The sequence below is a fragment of the Enterobacter sp. Ap-867 genome (assembly GCF_011752855.1).
Taxonomy (GTDB): Bacteria; Pseudomonadota; Gammaproteobacteria; order Enterobacterales; family Enterobacteriaceae; genus Cedecea.
In genome coordinates, this window is record NZ_VWWS01000001.1 from 357,205 (window position 1) to 377,415 (window position 20,211).

Sequence of the window (20,211 nt, forward strand, 5' to 3'; positions counted from 1 at the left end):
CACGAAATCCTACATAGTGCAGTGAACGAGGTATTTGAATGAAACGTGCAGTGATTACTGGCCTGGGCATTGTTTCCAGCATTGGTAATAACCAGCAGGAAGTCCTGGCATCTCTGCGAGAAGGACGCTCAGGGATCACTTTCTCGGAAGAGTTTAAAGACGCGGGAATGCGTAGCCACATCTGGGGTAACGTCAAGCTGGATACCACTGGTTTGATTGACCGTAAAGTGGTTCGTTTCATGAACGATGCCTCTATCTATGCCTATCTCTCCATGCGTGAAGCGATTGCCGATGCAGGCCTGAGCGAAGAGGTTTACCAGAACAACCCACGCGTTGGTCTGATTGCCGGTTCCGGCGGCTCTTCTAAAGCGCAGGTCTTTGGTGCTGACGCCATGCGTAGCCCGCGTGGCCTGAAAGCCGTGGGTCCTTACGTGGTGACCAAAGCCATGGGCTCTGCGGTTTCCGCTTGCCTGGCAACGCCGTTCAAAATTCATGGGGTGAACTACTCCATCAGCTCCGCCTGTGCAACTTCCGCCCACTGTATCGGTAACGCGGTAGAGCAGATTCAGCTCGGTAAACAAGACATCGTCTTTGCCGGCGGCGGCGAAGAGCTGGGCTGGGAAATGGCGTGTGAGTTTGATGCGATGGGCGCGCTGTCCACCAAGTACAACGAAACGCCAGAAAAAGCTTCCCGTACCTATGACGCGCACCGCGACGGCTTCGTCATTGCAGGCGGCGGCGGTATGGTTGTGGTTGAAGAACTGGAGCACGCGCTGGCTCGTGGCGCACACATCTACGCTGAAATCGTTGGCTACGGCGCAACGTCTGACGGCGCGGACATGGTTGCCCCATCCGGTGAAGGCGCGGTGCGCTGCATGAAGATGGCGATGCACGGCGTTGATACCCCAATCGACTACCTGAACTCCCACGGTACTTCTACTCCGGTAGGCGACGTGAAAGAGCTGGGTGCGATTCGTGAAGTGTTCGCCGATCGCAGCCCGGCGATCTCTGCGACCAAAGCCATGACCGGCCACTCTCTGGGCGCCGCGGGCGTACAGGAAGCCATCTATTCTCTGCTGATGCTTGAACACGGCTTCATCGCGCCAAGCATTAACGTGGAAGAGCTGGACGAACAGGCTGCTGGCCTGAACATCGTCACTAAAGCGACGGATGCAGCGCTGACCACCGTGATGTCCAACAGCTTCGGCTTCGGCGGCACTAACGCCACGCTGGTGATGCGTAAGCTGAACGCTTAATCGCCATAATCATTCGGAATGGGGCACCTGCGGGGGCCCCATTTTTTTGCCCATTGTTCAGCATTGACAGTCGGTTAACCGAAAGGCACTATGCATTCCCCTCCATTATCATTATTGATAATGCGTAAGCGTTTAACGTTAACCAACGCACCCTGTCATCTGAACACTCAGAGGAAAGGGCGCGGGGTAACTTGCGCCTTGCTCTGAATTTATGGAGTAAGCAGTATGTCTGCAGTACCTGATTCCACTCTTAAAACGTCGAAATCGGCAAATACGTCGCTTTTCAGAATTACCTTTGCGGTCTTTCTGACCTATATGACGGTGGGCCTGCCGCTGCCCGTTATCCCGCTTTTTGTTCACCAGCAGTTGGGCTACGGCAACATGATGGTTGGCGTGGCGGTGGGCATTCAGTTTCTCGCCACCGTATTGACCCGGGGTTACGCGGGGCGACTCGCCGACCAGATGGGCGCTAAACGCTCCGTCCTGCAAGGGATGTTTGCCTGCGGACTGGCGGGCGCTGCCTACCTGCTCGCCGCGCTATTGCCGGTAGAGCCAGCGGTGAAGTTTGCCTTGCTGATCGTTGGGCGGTTGATTCTTGGCTTCGGCGAAAGCCAGCTGCTGACCGGCAACCTGACCTGGGGACTGGGGCTGGTTGGCCCTGGGCGTTCGGGTAAGGTGATGTCCTGGAATGGGATGGCGATTTATGGCGCGCTGGCTGCCGGTGCACCGCTGGGGTTGATGCTTAACAGCCAGTGGGGTTTTGTGGCGCTGGGCGTGACAACCATTGCTTTGCCGCTGATTGGGCTGCTGTTTAACGGCACCGTGAAACCTGTCCCGGCCCATAAAGGCGAGCGGCCTTCGTTATTGACTGTGATCGGACTTATCTGGCAGCCGGGGCTGGGTCTCGCGCTGCAGGGCGTCGGCTTTGCGGTTATCGGCACCTTTGTTTCGCTCTATTTTGCCGCAAACGGCTGGGCCCATGCAGGCTTCACGTTGACGGCTTTTGGCGGCGCTTTCGTACTGGTGCGCGTGCTGTTTGGCTGGATGCCCGATCGCTACGGCGGCGTGCGCGTGGCGCTGTTTTCCCTTGCGGTTGAAACCGTGGGCTTGCTGCTGCTCTGGCACGCGCCTGGAGCCTGGACCGCGCTGCTGGGTGCGGCGCTGACCGGCTCCGGTTGTTCCCTTATATTCCCCGCGCTTGGCGTTGAAGTGGTTAAGCGTGTTCCGCCTCAGGTGCGCGGCACGGCGCTGGGCGGCTATGCTGCTTTCCAGGATATTTCATACGGTGTCACCGGGCCGCTGACCGGAATTCTGGCAACGTCTATGGGCTATTCGTCGGTGTTTATGGCCGGGGCCGTTTCTGCGGTGCTGGGGATTGCCGTGACGCTGGTGGCGTTCAGGAAGTAGGTTTGCTTGTTGCCCGTTTTTTCCCTCTCCTTTTGGGAGAGGGTTGGGGTGAGGAACTAGATCACCAGCCAGAGCAAAATCACCACCACGACCAGCGCGATCAACGCCAGACCAGGCCTCGCGCTCAGCGCCTTTATCGGCTCGATAATTGCGCTAAACATCGGGTTGTAGATCGGCTGAATATCACGCACTTCAATCGTAGCTGGCTGTCGCTCGGCGCGTTTTAAAAACACCTGATTGAGAATGTCCTGTACCTGCGCGGTCGTCAGTATCGTTTGCGGCGTGGCCTGGAAGCGCTGCTGGCTGTAATCCACCATCTCTTTCCACTCCTGCGGCTCAAGCGGCTGCTTTAGGGCCGCCTGCACGCTGTGCAAAGTAGGCGCAGACTGCTGGCTCAGCGTTTGCCTTGCCTGGAGCCAGGTTGTCAACAAAGCAAAGTGCTTAGCCGGAATGAGTTCACCGGTTTTCACGCCGGACAGCTCCAGCATTGACTGCCAGATTTGTTTCCCGGACTCGCCCGTTGCCGCGGCGAGTTTGGTGACAAGCTGGTTCAGGCTGTTGTGCTCGGCGGGGAGCAGCGGGCGGTCGGTGGCCGGGCGCTGCTGCGGCTGAGGGATGGCGAGCTGGTTGTTTTGCAGCAGCGTCAGCACGGTTTTGAGCTGGTCCGGCGTGAGCTGGCTCAGCGCCGTCTGGCCAAACTGCTGGCGGATAAAGTCGCTCACCGCCTGGCGGTTATTGCCCTGGGGCAGCAAATCGCTCAGTTGCTGAATGATCTGACGCGTTGCCAGCGTGGTTTGCGCACTGGTCAGGCGCTGATTCAGGTTCTGCTCAGCGGCGGGGAAATGCCGAGACAGCAGCGGCGTCTCGCTTTTGAGTCCCAGATCGTGCTTAAGGCCCGCCCACACTTCAGCGCTCTGCTGTTGGCTAAGCGCAATGATCCGGGTGATCAGGCGCTCCAGCACGGTACGTTGCTGGGTGGAAAGCGGCTGTTCGCCGGCGGCAGACGGTGCGGAGGGAGGTTCCCCCGGAGGACGCGGCGTGGCGCCCTGAATGGGTTGCATTATTAAATGATCCTTAAGTGCGACAAAACATTCGCAAGTAGTTCGTTATGCCCGGACGTCAGATTATGGCACACTATCCGGCCTTATCTCGACGATTAACAGACAGGTACTCAGGTGAAAATCCTCGTTGATGAAAATATGCCCTATGCCCGCGAACTTTTCAGCCGCCTGGGCGAGGTGACTGCCGTGCCGGGACGTCCGATTCCGGTGGATGCGTTAACGGATGCTGACGCGTTGATGGTTCGTTCGGTCACCAAAGTGAATGCCGAACTGCTGGACGGTAAAGGGATCAAATTTGTCGGGACGGCCACGGCCGGAACCGATCACGTTGATGAAGCGTATTTGCAAAGTGCCGGGGTGGCTTTCTCTGCCGCTCCTGGATGCAACGCGATTGCCGTGGTTGAGTATGTGTTCTCCTCCTTATTGATGCTGGCCGAACGTGATGGTTTTGAGCTGAAAAACCGGACAGTCGGCATCGTCGGCGTGGGTAACGTTGGTGCCCGTCTTCAGGCGCGTCTGGAAGCCTGGGGCGTGCGTACCTTACTGTGCGACCCGCCGCGAGCCAATCGCGGTGATGAAGGCGATTTCGTTTCGCTGGAAACGCTGGTGCAGGAAGCCGACGTCATCACCTTCCATACGCCACTGTTTAAATCCGGCGAGTATAAAACGCTGCATCTGGCGGACGAGGCGCTGATTAGCCGCCTGAAGCCTGGCGCTATTCTGATTAATGCCTGTCGTGGCCCGGTAGTGGACAACAACGCATTGCTGAAATGCTTAAAAGCAGGGCAGAATCTCAGCGTTGTGCTGGACGTCTGGGAGCCGGAGCCGGATCTCAACGTCGAGTTGCTCGACAAGGTCGATATTGGCACGGCGCACATTGCGGGCTATACGCTTGAAGGTAAGGCTCGCGGTACTACTCAGGTCTTTGAAGCCTTTAGCGATTTTATCGGCCATTCTCAAAAAGTGGCGCTGGATTCACTTCTGCCTCCGCCGGAGTTTGGCCGCATCACGCTGGCAGGCCCGCTCGATCAGCCCACGCTCAAAAGACTGGTGCATCTGGTGTATGATGTGCGCCGCGACAACGCGCCGCTGCGAAAGGTAGCCGGTCAGCCTGGTGAATTCGACAAGCTGCGTAAGAACTACCTGGAGCGCCGCGAGTGGTCATCGCTGTATGTGCAGTGTGACGATGCCGACGCGGCAGGCATGCTGCAAAAACTTGGCTTTAGCGCGGCACATCACCCGCTTCGCTAAGCAATATCTTCTGGCTCCCTGGGGCGACGTCCCGGGGAGCATCTGTTCTATTTTCTGGAGTAAACCAACATGTCCGAAGGCTGGAATATTGCCATTTTAGGCGCCACCGGTGCCGTAGGCTCAGCTTTGCTTGAACTGCTTGCTGAACGTCAGTTCCCGGTTGGTGAATTGTATGCCCTGGCGCGCGGCGAGAGCGCCGGTGAAAATCTGCGTTATGAAGGCAAAACTATCCTGGTGCAGGACGCGGCAGAGTTTGACTGGACGCAGGCTCAGCTGGCGTTCTTCGTCGCGGGCGTTGAAGCCTCCGCTCGCTATGTGGAAGAAGCGACCAACGCGGGCTGTCTGGTGATTGACTCAAGCGGTCTTTTCTCGTTGGAGCCGGACGTGCCGCTGGTTGTGCCGGATGTGAACCCGTTCGTGCTGAGTGATTACCGTAACCGTAATCTGGTGGCCGTGGCGGACAGCCTGACCAGCCAACTGCTGAGCGCTTTGAAACCGTTGATTGAGCAGGGTGGCCTGTCACGTATTCAGGTGACCAGTCTGCTGTCTGCTTCTGCGCGCGGCAAAGTGGCCGTAGACGCGCTGGCCGGGCAAAGCGCCCGTCTGCTGAACGGCATTCCTATTGATGAAGAAGACCTGTTTGGCCGCCAGCTGGCGTTCAACATGCTGCCGCTGGTGCCGGACGCCGAAGGCAGCGTGCGGGAAGAGCGTCGCCTGGTGAATGAAGTGCGTAAAGTGCTGCAGGACGATGGCTTAATGATCTCCGCCAGCCTTGTGCAGTCGCCGGTGTTCTATGGCCATGCCCAAATCGTCAACTTTGAAGCGCTGCGCCCGCTGGCGGCAGAAGAAGCCCGCGATGCGTTTGCTCAGGCAGAAGATATTGAGCTGTCTGAAGAGGGAGAATTCCCGACTCAGGTGGCGGATGCGTCCGGTAGCGGCCATCTTTCTATTGGCTGCGTACACAACGATTACGGTATGCCGGAGCAAATCCAGTTCTGGTCAGTCGCCGATAACGTTCGCTTTGGCGGCGCGCTGATGGCGATAAAAACCGCTGAGAAACTGGTGCAGGAGTATATGTACTGATGTCCGAAGTGCTAAGCGAAATTCCGCTTCATAAAATCGCGCTCGGCATTGAGTACGACGGCAGTAAATATTACGGCTGGCAGCGCCAAAACGAAGTGCGCAGCGTGCAGGAAAAACTGGAAAAAGCGCTGTCTCAGGTGGCCAATGAGCCGATTAACGTGTTTTGCGCAGGGCGTACCGATGCGGGCGTTCACGCCACGGGCCAGGTAGTGCATTTTGAAACCAGCGCGGTGCGCAAAGATGCGGCCTGGACGATGGGCGTCAATACGAATTTGCCTGGTGACATCGCCGTGCGCTGGGTAAAAGATGTGCCGTCTGAGTTCCATGCCCGCTTTAGCGCCACGGCTCGCCGCTATCGCTACGTGATTTATAATCACCGCCTGCGTCCGGCCATTCTGCAGCAGGGCGTAACCCATTTTCATCTGCCTCTGGATGCGGATAAAATGCACCGCGCCGCGCAGAGCCTGCTGGGGGAAAATGACTTTACCTCGTTCCGTGCGGTGCAGTGCCAGTCCCGCACCCCATGGCGCAATATGATGCACATTACGGTAAACCGCTACGGCGCTTACATCGTGGTGGACATTAAGGCCAACGCTTTTGTGCACCACATGGTGCGCAACATCGTCGGTAGCCTGATGGAAGTCGGCTGCGGCAACCAGGCTGAAACCTGGATGGCCGATCTGCTGGCAATGAAGGACCGCACTAAGGCCGCTGCCACCGCGAAGGCGGAAGGGCTGTACCTGGTGTCGGTGGATTACCCCGACCACTTTGCGCTGCCGCGTCTGCCGATGGGGCCGCTTTTTTTAGCCGATTGATTGCTGCTTAAGAAAGGATACTTTGATGGATTTCATCCGTTTTATCATCGACTTCATTTTGCATATCGACGTGCATCTGGCCGAGCTAGTGGCACAATACGGTGTCTGGGTTTACGCTATTCTGTTCCTGATTTTGTTCTGCGAAACCGGGCTGGTAGTTACGCCGTTTTTACCGGGTGATTCACTGCTGTTTGTGGCGGGCGCGCTGGCGTCGCTGGAAACCAACGACCTGAACGTGCATTACATGGTCATTTTGATGGTGATTGCCGCCATCATCGGCGATGCGGTGAACTACACTATCGGGCGGCTGTTTGGTGAGAAGTTGTTCAGTAATCCGAATTCAAAAATCTTCCGCCGCAGTTATCTCGATAAAACTCACGCTTTTTACGAGCGTCACGGCGGAAAAACGATTATCCTCGCGCGCTTCGTGCCGATTGTGCGAACCTTCGCACCGTTTGTCGCCGGGATGGGGCACATGTCCTATCGCCATTTTGCGTTCTATAACGTCGTCGGCGCACTGCTGTGGGTCTTGCTGTTCACCTACGCGGGCTACCTGTTCGGTAACCTGCCGGTGGTACAGGAAAACCTGAAGCTGCTGATTGTGGCAATTATCGTGGTGTCGATTTTGCCTGGCGTGGTGGAAGTTATTCGCCACAAACGCGCGGCGTCGCGGCAGTCAAAATAATACGTGGCAGCGGTTCGACCACTTTTTTATCCAAAGTAGCGGGCCGTTGTGTTTTAATGAGCACCATTTATGGTCTGGGGCAGGGAAAACTGCCGCAGAAAAGCTGGTATCGACCAGGTTCAAGCAGAAAGGTCATCAATGAGCTGGATTGAACGAATTCTCAATAAGAGCAATATTACTCCCACCCGCAAGGCGAGCATCCCTGAAGGGGTGTGGACCAAGTGCGACAGCTGCGGCCAGGTCCTGTACCGCGCCGAGCTGGAACGCAATCTTGGTGTCTGCCCTAAGTGCGATCACCACATGCGTATGTCGGCCCGCGATCGCCTGCATAGCCTGTTAGATGAAGGCACAATGGTGGAATTGGGGAGCGAGCTTGAGCCAAAAGATTTGCTGAAGTTCCGTGACTCCAAGAAGTACAAAGATCGTCTGGTTAGCGCGCAGAAAGAGACCGGCGAGAAAGACGCGCTGGTTGTCATGAAAGGCACCCTGCACGGTATGCCTGTTGTGGCTGCGGCCTTCGAGTTCGCCTTTATGGGCGGCTCAATGGGCTCCGTAGTTGGCGCGCGTTTTGTTCGTGCCGTTGAGCAGGCGCTGGAAGACAACTGCCCAATGGTGTGCTTCTCCGCTTCCGGCGGGGCGCGTATGCAGGAAGCGCTGATGTCGCTGATGCAGATGGCGAAAACCAGCGCTGCGCTGGCAAAAATGCAGGAACGCGGTCTGCCGTACATCTCCGTGCTGACTGACCCAACCATGGGCGGCGTTTCCGCAAGCTTCGCGATGCTGGGTGACCTGAACATTGCCGAGCCGAAAGCGCTGATTGGCTTTGCCGGTCCACGCGTTATCGAGCAGACCGTTCGTGAAAAACTGCCGCCGGGCTTCCAGCGCAGTGAGTTCCTGATCGAAAAAGGCGCTATCGACATGATCGTTCGTCGTCCGGAAATGCGCCTGAAACTGGCGAGCATCCTGGCGAAGTTCATGAATCTGCCAGCGCCAAACCCGGAAGCCCCGCGTGAGCCCATCGTGGTTCCGCCAGCACCGGAACAGGGTCAAGAGGCCTGATTCGCAACTAAGGGCAGGCCAGCAGGTTCTGCCCTTTTCTTTATGTGCATGTTAAGTGGGCATCATGGACAAAGACCTTATTCCTCAAGCCACGTCGCCCCTGGCCACGTGGCTTTGCTATCTTGAAAACCTTCATTCCACCACTATCGATATGGGCCTTGAGCGCATCAGCAACGTTGCGCGCAAGCTCGATGTGCTGAAACCTGCGCCAACGGTTTTTACCGTGGCCGGCACGAACGGGAAAGGCACCACCTGCCGTACGCTTGAAACCGCGCTGATGGCCGACGGCTATCGAGTAGGGGTTTATAGCTCTCCGCATCTGGTGCGTTACACCGAGCGCGTGCGCATTCAGGGTGAAGAGTTGCCTGAAGCCCTGCATACCGCCTCGTTTGCCGAAATTGAGGCCGCTCGCGGAGATATTTCCTTAACCTATTTTGAATACGGAACGCTCTCGGCCTTGCTATTGTTTAAGCAGCAGGCGGTAGACGTGGTGATTCTTGAGGTTGGCCTTGGCGGGCGTCTGGATGCCACCAATATTGTGGATTCCGATGTGGCTGTGGTCACCAGCATTGCGCTCGATCACACCGACTGGCTTGGCCCGGACCGTGAGAGCATTGGCCGTGAAAAAGCCGGCGTCTTCCGCAGAGATAACCCTGCGGTTGTGGGCGAGCCAGATATGCCGCAGACGATTGCCGATGTGGCGCAGGAGAAGGGCGCGCAATTACTGCGCCGCGGCGTTGACTGGGATTATGAAGTTAAAGGCACAGGCTGGACGTTCCGGGACGCTAACGGCGAGCTTAAAGATCTGCCGCTGCCGCTGGTTCCACAGCCCAATGCCGCCACGGCGCTGGCCGCTTTACGTGCCAGCAAACTGAACGTGAGTGAAAACGCGATACGCTATGGCATCGAACATGCCACGCTGCCGGGGCGTTTCCAGATTGTGTCTCAGGCACCGCGCGTGATTCTTGATGTTGCCCATAACCCTCACGCGGCGGCTTACCTTGCGGGTCGCCTGGCGGCGCTACCAAAACAGGGTCGTGTGCTGGCGGTGATTGGCATGCTACACGATAAAGACATAGCCGGAACGCTTGCCTGTTTGTCGCCTCAGGTCGATAGCTGGTATTGTGCTCCGCTGGAGGGGCCACGAGGCGCAAGCGCAGAGCAGCTTATGGCCCATCTTGGTCACGGCAAAGCATTTGCAACCGTGGCGGACGCATGGCATGCCGCCATGGCGGAAGCAACGGCCGAAGATACCGTGCTGGTGTGTGGTTCGTTCCACACGGTGGCCCATGTAATGGAAGTACTGGACGCGGGGAGAGCAGGTGGCGAGTAAGTTTCAAAACCGATTAGTCGGAACCATTATTCTGGTCGCACTGGGCGTGATTGTGCTGCCGGGTCTGCTGGACGGGCAGAAAAAACATTATCAGGATGAGTTCGCGGCCATTCCTTTGGTGCCAAAACCTGGAGACAGCGACGAGCCCGATATGCTGCCGGCGGCTACTCAGGCTTTGCCAGCGCAGCCGCCGGAAGGCGCGGCGGAAGAGGTAAGGGCGGGCGCTTCCGTACCGCCGGGGCTGAACAGCGGGGCTATCCCGAACGAAGGCTCTGCGGGCGTTGACGAAGTGCCTGTCGCGCGCGAACAGCCTAAGCCGCAGCCCGTGCAGGAAAAACCAAAGCCTAAGCCGGTGGAAAAACCGCAGCCTAAACCTGCCGCTGATGATAACACTGGTCAGCAGCTTGCGATGGCCTCCGAACAGCCGTCGAAGGCGGAAAAAACTGCCGACGAAGCCCCGACCGGGCAAGCCTATGTGGTGCAGCTTGGCGCATTGAAAAATGCGGACAAAGTGAATGAAATTGTTGGTAAACTGCGCGGGGCCGGGTTCAAGGTTTACACCTCGCCGACCACGCCTGTGCAGGGGAAAATTACCCGTATTCTGGTCGGGCCGGATGCCTCGAAAGATAAGCTGAAGTCTTCGCTGGGCGAACTGAATTCGCTTTCTGGTCTGAACGGCGTGGTGATGAATTATTCGCCAAGGTAGTCGCCGGTGACCCTCACCCCGGCCCTCTCCCTGGAAGGGAGAGGGGGAAAAATATCGCACCATACTGTTCCCTCGCCCCTTTGGGGAGAGGGTTAGGGTGAGGGGAAAAACGACGGTACATCGTCGCTTCCCCCCAACGGAGTGAAGGCAAAACAGGCACTTTTTTAATGGCGTTGATGCTTTTTTCAACGCCATTATTTATTTACGCGGGGGAAGGAAATCCCTACGCAAACGTTTTCTTTTTCTGTTAGAATTCGCCCCGAACTGGACGTCAGGGCAATTTATCACGAGATTTTTTCATGATCTGGATAGATTACGCCATCATTGCGGTTATCGGTTTTTCTTGTCTGGTAAGCGTAATACGTGGGTTTGTGAAGGAAGCGTTATCGCTTGTGACCTGGGGATGTGCTTTCTTTGTCGCCAGTCATTACTACACTTATCTGTCAGTCTGGTTCACTGGCTTTGAAGACGAACTGGTACGTAATGGGATAGCTATCGCGGTGCTGTTTATCGCGACGCTGATTGTTGGTGCGATAGTCAATTATGTGATTAGCGCGCTGGTGCAAAAAACCGGCCTGTCGGGTACAGACAGGGTGTTGGGGATCTGTTTTGGCGCCTTGCGTGGCGTACTGATCGTCTCCGCCATTCTGTTCTTCCTGGATACCTTTACCGGTTTTTCGAAAAGCGATGACTGGCAAAAGTCGCAGCTTATCCCACAATTCAGTTTCATCATCAGATGGTTCTTTGACTATCTGCAAAGCTCGTCAAGTTTCTTGCCCCGCTAATCGTAGTGGGGATGTGGCTTAATGAGGAAAAGACAACATGTGCGGTATTGTCGGTATCGCCGGTTTCATGCCGGTAAACCAGTCGATTTATGATGCGTTAACGGTGCTTCAGCACCGTGGCCAGGATGCCGCAGGCATCGTCACCATCGACGCGTTAAATTGCTTCCGTCTGCGTAAAGCGAATGGCCTGGTGAGCGATGTGTTTGAAGCCCGTCACATGCAGCGTCTGCAGGGGAATATGGGTATTGGCCACGTGCGTTACCCCACAGCCGGCAGTTCCAGCGCTTCTGAAGCTCAGCCTTTCTACGTCAACTCGCCTTACGGGATTACGCTGGCGCATAACGGTAATCTGACCAATGCCCACGAGCTGCGCAAAAAACTGTTCGAAGAAAAGCGCCGCCACATTAACACCACTTCTGATTCTGAAATCCTGCTCAATATCTTTGCCAGCGAGCTGGATAACTTCCGCCATTATCCGCTGGAAGCAGACAACATTTTTGCTGCTATCGCCGCCACTAACCGCCAGATTCGCGGCGCTTACGCCTGCGTGGCGATGATTATCGGCCACGGCATGGTTGCCTTCCGCGACCCGAACGGCATCCGCCCGCTGGTGATCGGCAAACGCGATCTGGGCGATGGCCGCACCGAATACATGGTGGCCTCCGAGAGCGTGGCGCTGGACACTCTGGGCTTTGAATTCCTGCGTGATATCGCGCCGGGCGAAGCAGTTTACATTACTGAGAAAGGCCAGCTGTTCACCCGCCAGTGCGCCGACAACCCGGTCAGCAATCCTTGCCTGTTCGAGTACGTGTACTTTGCTCGCCCGGACTCCTTCATCGACAAGATTTCCGTCTACAGCGCGCGCGTTGAGATGGGGAAAAAGCTTGGCGAAAAAATTGCCCGTGAATGGGAAGACCTGGATATCGACGTGGTCATTCCGATTCCAGAAACCTCCTGCGACATCGCGCTGGAAATCGCCCGCATTCTTGAGAAGCCGTACCGCCAGGGGTTTGTGAAAAACCGCTACGTGGGCCGCACGTTTATCATGCCAGGCCAGCAGCTGCGCCGTAAATCCGTGCGCCGTAAGCTGAACGCCAACCGCGCTGAATTCCGCGACAAGAACGTGCTGCTGGTGGATGACTCCATCGTGCGTGGCACCACCTCTGAGCAGATTATCGAGATGGCACGTGAAGCCGGTGCCAAAAAGGTTTACCTGGCATCCGCTGCGCCGGAAATTCGCTTCCCTAACGTGTACGGCATTGATATGCCGAGCGCCAACGAGCTGATTGCTCACGGCCGCGAAGTGGATGAAATTCGCCAGATCATCGGCGCCGACGGCCTGATTTTCCAGGATCTGGACGATCTGATCGAGGCGGTACGCGTGGAAAACCCGGACATCACCCAGTTCGAATGCTCCGTCTTTAACGGCATCTACGTGACGAAAGACGTTGACCACAAATACCTGCAGTATCTCGAATCCTTGCGTAACGACGACTCCAAAGCGCTGGCGCGTCAGAACGAAGTGGAAAACTTAGAGATGCACAACGAAGGCTAAGCTAAGCCGCCCTCGTTTACAGGCCCACGGTTTACCCCGTGGGCTTTTTTATGCCCGATGCACAGAGAGACAAATTGTGGTTGGTTTTTCATTCTATCATTCCATTACTTTATGGAATGATAGATGGAAGAGTGAATGTCAGACATTACGAGTCAAAATGCCTCCTGGGCCACGCTGCTTAGCGGCCATAACGGGCTGCGATCCCTGGCCCTCGCCGGCGGTGTGGCGCTGCATGCCATTAATATTTATATCGTCACCACGATTTTGCCGACCGTCATTCAGGAGATTGGCGGCCTGGCCTGGTATGCGTGGAACACCACGCTCTTTGTCGCCGCGTCGATTGTAGGCTCCGCCATCTCTGCGAAGCTGATTGCGCGGCAGGGCGCGGCGATGGCCTACCTGTCGGCCCTGCTGCTGTTTTCCTGCGGGGCGGTAATCTGCGCGCTGGCACCCTCCATGCCGGTCATGCTCCTGGGGAGAGTGGTGCAGGGACTCGGAGGTGGTGTGTTGTTTGCGCTGAGCTACGCGCTGATCCGCGTCGCCTTTGAGGCTCCGCTATGGTCCCGGGCTATGGCGCTGGTTTCCGGCATGTGGGGCATCGCAACCCTATGCGGCCCGGCGATCGGCGGTGTTTTCGCGGAGATCGGCGAATGGCGCCTTGCGTTTTGGGCGTTGCTGCCGATAGCCGCCGTGCTTGCCCTGATTGTGATGGTGCAATTTAGAAGCATGTCGAAGCCTGAAGCCGGTGAGGCACGATTGCCCGTACTCACCATCTCGCTGTTGGTCCTGTCTGTGCTAGCCATTTCCCTCGCCGGGCTGGGCGGTTCTTTGGCCCTGAATATCTCCGGAATAGCTGTTGGTCTGGGGCTAGGGTGGCTCATCGCTCGCCTGGACAGCAGGCCGGACGCGGCAAAATTGCTGCCTCGCGGCGCTTATTCCCCGACGCGCGGTATTGGCCTGCTTTATGCGATGATGGCGCTGCTGGTCATTGGCCTGACGACGGAAATTTACGTGCCATACTTTCTGCAGCTCATCCATCTATTCAGCCCGTTGTCTGCCGGTTATTTGACGGCAATGATGGCCGGTGGCTGGACGCTGGCGGCGCTTTGTAGCGCTTCAGTCAGTTCAAAAATGTCGCAGCGGATAATCTGCGTCGGGCCGCTGGTGGTGCTTGTGTCGTTGGTCACGCTGTCCATTATTATGCCGACACCTTTTAACGGCCCGGCGGGCGTGGTTGCCTGCGGTACGGCGCTGGCGGGCGTTGGGTTCGGGATTGGTCTTGCCTGGCCTCATCTTTTAACGAAGGTATTTCAGGCGGCATCGCCCGGGGAAGAAACGCTGGCGTCGGCCTCCATTACCACCGTGCAGCTTTACGCGACGGCGCTCGCCGCCGCCCTGGCCGGGGTTATTACTAACGGGGCCGGCATCACCTCACCCGGAGGGGTTGAAGGGGCCAGCGCGGCCAGTATGGCGTTGTTTGGCGCCTTCGCTTTGGCGCCGGCCGGTGCGACGCTTTTAGCAATACGTCTGAGTCGGCAGGCCAGGTGATATCTGTCACTTTAGGGGCGGCAATGCTAACATCGGCGGCGTTTAGCGGATAACGGGCAGCGTGGATGAAAAAAGTGATGGGGAGCCCGCAGGGCCAACTAGAAATACTGGCAGGTCTTGCTCGCGCGATGGCGCATCCCCATCGTCTTGCCTTGCTGGAGGCCGTTTTTCAGCACGAAAGTTCAGTTGAGCAACTGGCAGAGACAACCGGCCTTTCCGTGACCAATACCTCCCAGCATTTACAGCAGCTCAGGCGGGCCGGGTTCGTACAGTCGCGGCGCGTCGGGAAGCAGGTTTTTTACCGCGAAGGCGAAGGGCCGGTGGCAAACGTGCTTTCTGCTCTGCACAATTTTAATACCTGGCAGCACAGCGAAATGCAGCGCGTTGCGACGGAGAGTCTCTACAACCCGCAGCGGCTGGAGGGGGTTTCCATTGAAGCGCTGCTGGCCAGGCTGGAGCAGGGCGCGTTGTTGCTGGATGTTCGCTCCGCGGAAGATTATTCCGCCGGCCATATTCCCGGTGCGCTGAATATTCCGCTGGAGAAGCTGGAGCAGCACCTGTCTGATTTACCTCGCGACAGGGATATTCTGGCCTACTGCGGTGGGCGTTTCTGCGTACTTTCCAGACAGGCAGTGGCGTTTCTGCGCCAGAAAGACTTTATGGTGCAGCGCGTGGATGATGGTTTTCCTGGCTGGCAGGCGGCCGGGTTGCGAGTTGAGTCGAAATGGTCATCCTGAAAGGGTGAGAAAAGGTGATGAATGAAACGACTGATTGTCGGTATTTCCGGCGCAAGCGGCGCCATTTACGGGGTGCGTTTACTGCAGATCCTCCAGCAGCTGCCGGAGGTGGAAAGCCACCTGGTGATGAGCAATGCGGCGCGCCAGACGCTGGCGCTGGAAACCGATTACTCGCTGCGTGATGTGCAGGTCCTGGCGGATGTTGTGCACGACTCACGGGATATCGCCGCCAGTATCTCCTCTGGTTCGTTTAAGACCATGGGAATGGCGGTGCTGCCGTGCTCGATTAAAACGCTGTCCGGCATCGTGCACAGCTATACGGATGGGCTGCTGACCCGTGCGGCGGACGTAGTGCTGAAAGAGCGTCGCCCGCTGGTGCTTTGCATTCGCGAAACGCCGTTGCACCTCGGGCACCTGCGCCTGATGACCCAGGCGTCCGAGCTGGGCGCGGTGATCATGCCGCCAGTGCCGGCTTTTTATCATCGCCCGCAAACGCTGCAGGATATTGTCGACCAGACGGTCAACCGGGTGCTGGATCAGTTTGACCTTGAGCTGCCCGAAGATCTGTTCGTTCGCTGGGGTGAACACAAGTAATGCACTGCTGCGGTGCATCACAAAATGATTGCCTCATTATGGGGCAATTCTGCAACGCCGATCGCTTTTAGAAGATTTAATCCTCGAAAACCGCCTTCCCCTCTAGTCCCGCTTCCCAGACCTGCTATCTTTCAAACTAGCGCGAAGTTGCAACGTTTTATTAACATAAATCAGCGGCTTTTTTCCACGCAGGGAAAAGTGGCATGAGAACTGCAACTCTCCGTATGCAAAGGCATTACCACACAACAAGACATCACAAATAAGAAAGCCAAACTTGAGGGTATCGTATGAAGAAGTCGGTTCTTGCACTGTCTTTACTGCTCGGCCTGTCCAGCGCAGCCAGCGTGTTTGCAGCGATTCCGCAAAACGTCCGCATTGGTACCGACGCGACCTACGCGCCATTCTCTTCGAAAGACGCGAAAGGCGATTTTGTTGGGTTTGATATCGATCTGGGTAACGAACTTTGCAAGCGCATTCAGACCAAATGTACCTGGGTTGGCAGCGACTTTGATTCCCTGATCCCGTCGCTGAAAGCGAAGAAAATTGACGCCATTATCTCGTCTCTGTCGATCACCGAAAAACGCCAGCAGGAGATCCTTTTCTCCAACAAACTGTACGCGGCGGATTCCCGCCTGATCGCGGCCAAAGGTTCCCCGATTCAGCCGACGCTCGAATCGCTGAAAGGCAAGCACGTTGGGGTGCTGCAGGGCTCCATTCAGGAGACCTACGGCAACGCTGAATGGCGCCCGAAAGGCGTTGATGTGGTGGCCTACGCCAACCAGGATTTGATTTACTCTGACCTCGCTGCAGGGCGCCTGGATGCGGCATTCCAGGACGAAGTTGCCGGGAGCGAAGGCTTCCTGAAACAGCCTGCCGGGAAAGACTATGCCTTTGCCGGTCCGTCCGTGAAGGACAAAAAATACTTCGGCGATGGCACCGGGATCGGCCTGCGTAAAGATGACACCGAGCTGAAGGCCGCGTTCGACAAAGCGCTGGCTGAAATGCGTAAAGACGGGACTTACGACAAACTGGCGAAAAAGTACTTCGACTTTAATGTTTACGGCGAATAAGTTTATCCCTTAGTCTGTAGCCCGGTTTTGAATATATTCTTAACCGGGCAGGATAACTATGCAGTGGTGCAGTCCCGTTCCGGCTGCACCGTTATGGTGCGAAAACGGTTTGTTCGCAACGTGTTGCGTAAGTTTTCCCTGTTTGTAGTGGGTGTGAGCCTTAAGTAACGGACAGTCTATTGAGGATAATTATGAAAAAGCTGGTTTTGTCTCTTTCTCTGGTGCTGGCGTTTTCCAGCGTGACCACAGCATTCGCTGCCATTCCGAAAACCCTGCGGATTGGCACGGACCCAACCTATGCGCCATTTGAATCCAAAAATGCTCAGGGCCAGCTGATCGGCTTTGATATCGATTTGGCGAAAGAACTCTGCAAGCGCATTAACACCCAATGTACCTTCGTTGAAAACCCATTGGATGCGCTGATCCCGTCGCTGAAAGCGAAGAAGATCGACGCCATCATGTCTTCGTTGTCCATCACCGAAAAACGCCAGCAGGAAATCGCCTTTACCGACAAGCTGTACGCGGCAGATTCTCGTCTGGTGGTGGCCAAAGGTTCCCCGATTCAGCCGACCCTTGAGTCGCTGAAAGGCAAGCGCGTCGGCGTGCTGCAGGGCACCACGCAGGAAACCTACGGCAATGAACACTGGGCGCCAAAAGGCATCGAAATTGTCTCCTATCAGGGACAAGATTCCATTTACGCCGACCTGGCTGCCGGACGTATTGACGCCGCCTTCCAGGATGAAGTCGCCGCCAGCGAAGGCTTCCTGAAGCAGCCGGTGGGCAAAAACTATCAGTTCGGTGGCCCGTCCATCAAAGACGACAAGCTGTTTGGCGTAGGCACCGGCATGGGCCTGCGTAAAGAAGATAACGAACTGCGTGAGGCGCTGAACAAGGCGTTCGCGGAGATGCGTAAAGACGGCACTTACGACAAGTTAGCGAAGCCGTACTTTGATTTTAATGTGTATGGTGAATAAGCCTTACCGGTGACAAAGGCCCCGCGTCAGACGGGGCCCAATAAGCAGCAAACACTGACGACAGGATACGCACCATGTTGTATGGCTTTTCCGAAGTAATTTTCAAAGGGGCTCTGGTTACGCTTGAGCTGGCGCTCGCCTCGGTTGTCCTTTCCGTGCTGATTGGGCTTGCCGGTGCTGGTGCAAAACTGTCCAAAAATCGCCCACTCGCTTTGCTATTTGAAGGCTACACCACGCTGATTCGCGGCGTGCCTGATCTGGTGCTGATGCTGTTAATTTTCTACGGGCTGCAGATGCTGCTCAACAGCATTACAGATGCGCTGGGAATGGCGCAGTTTGATATCGACCCAATGATCGCCGGGATCATCACGCTCGGTTTTATCTACGGGGCTTATTTCACCGAAACCTTCCGTGGGGCCTATCTTGCCGTGCCGAAGGGCCATATTGAGGCGGCCACCGCCTTTGGCTTTACCGGGTCACAAACTTTCCGCCGTATTCTGTTCCCGGCCATGATGCGCTACGCGCTGCCGGGGATAGGTAACAACTGGCAGGTGATCCTCAAAGCCACCGCGCTGGTTTCTCTGCTTGGCCTGGAAGACGTGGTGAAAGCCACGCAGCTCGCCGGGAAAAGCACCTGGCAGCCGTTCTACTTTGCGATTGTCGCCGGGATTATCTACCTGGTCTTTACCACGGTTTCAAACGGAGTGCTGCTCTGGCTTGAACGCCGCTATTCCGTTGGCGTCAAGAGGGCCGAGCTATGATCGATATTATTCACGATTACTGGCAGTCGCTGCTGTGGACGGACGGTTACCGCTTTACGGGCGTCGCCATTACGCTGTGGCTGTTGATTACGTCGGTGGTGATGGGCGGGATTCTGGCGCTGTTCCTCGCCATTGGGCGCGTGTCCAGCAACAAATTTATTTCGTTCCCCATCTGGCTCTTTACCTACGTATTTCGCGGCACGCCGCTCTACGTGCAGTTGCTGGTGTTCTATTCCGGGATGTACACGCTGGAGATAGTCAAAGGGACGGAGCTGCTGAACGCGTTCTTCCGCAGCGGCCTGAACTGTACCGTACTGGCGCTGACGCTCAACACCTGCGCCTACACCACGGAGATTTTCGCCGGTGCTATTCGCTCGGTTCCGCACGGTGATATTGAAGCGGCGCGCGCTTACGGCTTCTCAAAAGTGAAAATGTACCGCTGTATTATTCTGCCTTCCGCGCTGCGTATTGCGCTGCCGGCCTACAGCAACGAAGTGATCCTGATGCTGCACTCTACGGCGCTGGCGTTTACCGCCACGGTGCCGGATCTGCTCAAGATTGCCCGTGATATCAACTCCGCAACCTACCAGCCGTTTACCGCGTTTGGCATCGCGGCCGTGCTGTATTTGATTATCTCTTATGTGCTGATAAGCCTGTTCCGCAAAGCGGAAAAACGCTGGCTGCAGCACGTTAAACCCGCTTCGCACTGAGTGACTTCTGATGGCTGAAATTAAATTAAACGTAACGGATCTGCACAAACGCTACGGCGAACATGAAGTGCTCAAAGGAGTGTCTCTGAAGGCTAACGCCGGGGACGTGATCAGCATCATCGGTTCGTCTGGCTCGGGCAAAAGTACCTTTTTGCGCTGCATTAATTTCCTTGAAAAACCAAGTGAAGGCACGATTGTGGTCAGCAACCAGAACATCAATCTGGTGCGGGATAAAGACGGTCAGCTCAAAGTCGCCGACAAAAACCAGCTGCGCCTGCTGCGCACTCGCCTGACGATGGTGTTCCAGCACTTCAACCTGTGGAGCCACATGACGGTGCTGGAAAACGTGATGGAAGCGCCTATTCAGGTGCTTGGGCTGAGCAAGCAGGAATCAAAAGAACGGGCGATTAAGTACCTGGCCAAAGTCGGCATCGACGAGCGTCAGTACGTTAAATACCCGGTGCATCTGTCCGGTGGCCAGCAGCAGCGCGTTTCCATTGCCCGTGCGCTGGCGATGGAGCCGGAAGTGCTGCTGTTTGACGAGCCTACTTCGGCGCTTGACCCGGAGCTGGTGGGCGAAGTCCTGCGCATTATGCAGAAGCTGGCGGAGGAGGGGAAAACCATGGTCGTGGTCACCCACGAGATGGACTTTGCCCGGCATGTTTCCAGCCACGTTATCTTCCTGCATCAAGGGCGCATTGAAGAAGAAGGCCCGCCAGCCGAGCTGTTTGGCAGCCCTAAGAGCGCTCGCCTGCAGCAGTTCCTTTCTGGTTCGTTGAAGTAATCCCTCACCCTCTCCCAAAGGGAGAGGGGACTTATGG

Annotated in this window: 20 protein-coding genes; 19 read left to right on the forward strand and 1 reads right to left on the reverse strand. The window is 56.4% G+C overall.

Features of this window, described 5'->3' with window-relative positions:
• Positions 1 to 38: 38 nt before the first annotated feature.
• The gene (fabB, locus tag F3J26_RS01695) at positions 39 to 1,256 is read left to right on the forward strand and encodes a beta-ketoacyl-ACP synthase I (RefSeq protein WP_008459695.1); all 1,218 of its coding nucleotides are present in this window, start codon (positions 39 to 41) and stop codon (positions 1,254 to 1,256) included.
• 225 nt (positions 1,257 to 1,481) lie between these two features.
• Positions 1,482 to 2,663: an MFS transporter gene (locus tag F3J26_RS01700; RefSeq protein WP_166990867.1), complete on the forward strand. Its 1,182-nt coding sequence runs from the start codon at positions 1,482 to 1,484 to the stop codon at positions 2,661 to 2,663.
• Positions 2,664 to 2,719: 56 nt separating this feature from the next.
• Here the strand turns inward: F3J26_RS01700 and flk are convergent, their stop codons facing one another.
• Positions 2,720 to 3,724, reverse strand: coding sequence for a flagella biosynthesis regulator Flk (flk, locus tag F3J26_RS01705; RefSeq protein WP_166990871.1), 1,005 nt, complete (start codon positions 3,722 to 3,724; stop codon positions 2,720 to 2,722).
• A 114-nt stretch (positions 3,725 to 3,838) separates the two neighbouring features.
• Here flk and pdxB point away from each other — a divergent pair, with 114 nt between their 5' ends.
• The 17 genes from pdxB (at position 3,839) to hisP (ending at position 20,174) form a co-directional block, all read left to right on the forward strand.
• Positions 3,839 to 4,975 carry a 4-phosphoerythronate dehydrogenase PdxB gene (gene pdxB / locus F3J26_RS01710; RefSeq protein ID WP_166990874.1) on the forward strand — a complete coding sequence of 379 codons (1,137 nt, stop codon included), beginning with the start codon at positions 3,839 to 3,841 and terminating at the stop codon, positions 4,973 to 4,975.
• A gap of 69 nt (positions 4,976 to 5,044) precedes the next feature.
• Positions 5,045 to 6,058 (forward strand): aspartate-semialdehyde dehydrogenase, encoded by a 1,014-nt coding sequence (locus F3J26_RS01715; protein ID WP_039305160.1) that lies wholly within the window; start codon positions 5,045 to 5,047, stop codon positions 6,056 to 6,058.
• On the forward strand, positions 6,058 to 6,873 hold the full coding sequence (gene truA / locus F3J26_RS01720) for a tRNA pseudouridine(38-40) synthase TruA (RefSeq protein ID WP_008459710.1): 816 nt from the start codon (positions 6,058 to 6,060) through the stop codon (positions 6,871 to 6,873). The genes F3J26_RS01715 and truA overlap by 1 nt, the downstream gene beginning before the upstream one ends.
• 25 nt (positions 6,874 to 6,898) lie before the next feature.
• Complete coding sequence (locus F3J26_RS01725; protein ID WP_008459711.1) at positions 6,899 to 7,558, forward strand: DedA family protein; 660 nt, start codon at positions 6,899 to 6,901, stop codon at positions 7,556 to 7,558.
• Between the two features lie 138 nt (positions 7,559 to 7,696).
• Entirely contained in the window at positions 7,697 to 8,617 is a 921-nt protein-coding gene (accD, locus tag F3J26_RS01730) for an acetyl-CoA carboxylase, carboxyltransferase subunit beta (RefSeq protein ID WP_008459714.1), read from the forward strand.
• 64 nt (positions 8,618 to 8,681) lie between these two features.
• Positions 8,682 to 9,950, forward strand: coding sequence for a bifunctional tetrahydrofolate synthase/dihydrofolate synthase (gene folC, locus F3J26_RS01735; RefSeq protein ID WP_166990877.1), 1,269 nt, complete (start codon positions 8,682 to 8,684; stop codon positions 9,948 to 9,950).
• Positions 9,940 to 10,656 carry a cell division protein DedD gene (gene dedD, locus F3J26_RS01740; protein WP_166990880.1) on the forward strand — a complete coding sequence of 239 codons (717 nt, stop codon included), beginning with the start codon at positions 9,940 to 9,942 and terminating at the stop codon, positions 10,654 to 10,656. The genes folC and dedD overlap by 11 nt, the downstream gene beginning before the upstream one ends.
• A 299-nt stretch (positions 10,657 to 10,955) precedes the next feature.
• Positions 10,956 to 11,441: a colicin V production protein gene (gene cvpA / locus F3J26_RS01745; RefSeq protein WP_008459721.1), complete on the forward strand. Its 486-nt coding sequence runs from the start codon at positions 10,956 to 10,958 to the stop codon at positions 11,439 to 11,441.
• 37 nt (positions 11,442 to 11,478) lie between these two features.
• On the forward strand, positions 11,479 to 12,996 hold the full coding sequence (gene purF, locus F3J26_RS01750; protein WP_008459723.1) for an amidophosphoribosyltransferase: 1,518 nt from the start codon (positions 11,479 to 11,481) through the stop codon (positions 12,994 to 12,996).
• A 135-nt stretch (positions 12,997 to 13,131) separates the two neighbouring features.
• Positions 13,132 to 14,544: an MFS transporter gene (locus tag F3J26_RS01755; protein ID WP_166990883.1), complete on the forward strand. Its 1,413-nt coding sequence runs from the start codon at positions 13,132 to 13,134 to the stop codon at positions 14,542 to 14,544.
• A 65-nt stretch (positions 14,545 to 14,609) separates the two neighbouring features.
• A complete protein-coding gene (locus F3J26_RS01760; protein WP_166862568.1) occupies positions 14,610 to 15,281 on the forward strand; it encodes an ArsR/SmtB family transcription factor in 672 nt (223 codons plus the stop codon).
• A 21-nt stretch (positions 15,282 to 15,302) separates the two neighbouring features.
• Entirely contained in the window at positions 15,303 to 15,875 is a 573-nt protein-coding gene (locus F3J26_RS01765; RefSeq protein ID WP_166990886.1) for a UbiX family flavin prenyltransferase, read from the forward strand.
• Between the two features lie 287 nt (positions 15,876 to 16,162).
• A complete protein-coding gene (gene argT, locus F3J26_RS01770; RefSeq protein WP_039295568.1) occupies positions 16,163 to 16,945 on the forward strand; it encodes a lysine/arginine/ornithine ABC transporter substrate-binding protein ArgT in 783 nt (260 codons plus the stop codon).
• 191 nt (positions 16,946 to 17,136) lie between these two features.
• A complete protein-coding gene (gene hisJ, locus F3J26_RS01775; RefSeq protein ID WP_008459733.1) occupies positions 17,137 to 17,919 on the forward strand; it encodes a histidine ABC transporter substrate-binding protein HisJ in 783 nt (260 codons plus the stop codon).
• Positions 17,920 to 17,993: 74 nt separating this feature from the next.
• Positions 17,994 to 18,680: a histidine ABC transporter permease HisQ gene (locus F3J26_RS01780; protein WP_008459735.1), complete on the forward strand. Its 687-nt coding sequence runs from the start codon at positions 17,994 to 17,996 to the stop codon at positions 18,678 to 18,680.
• Positions 18,677 to 19,390: an ABC transporter permease gene (locus F3J26_RS01785; RefSeq protein ID WP_039305135.1), complete on the forward strand. Its 714-nt coding sequence runs from the start codon at positions 18,677 to 18,679 to the stop codon at positions 19,388 to 19,390. The genes F3J26_RS01780 and F3J26_RS01785 overlap by 4 nt, the downstream gene beginning before the upstream one ends.
• A 10-nt stretch (positions 19,391 to 19,400) precedes the next feature.
• Positions 19,401 to 20,174 (forward strand): histidine ABC transporter ATP-binding protein HisP, encoded by a 774-nt coding sequence (gene hisP, locus F3J26_RS01790; RefSeq protein WP_008459737.1) that lies wholly within the window; start codon positions 19,401 to 19,403, stop codon positions 20,172 to 20,174.
• Positions 20,175 to 20,211 lie beyond the last annotated feature (37 nt).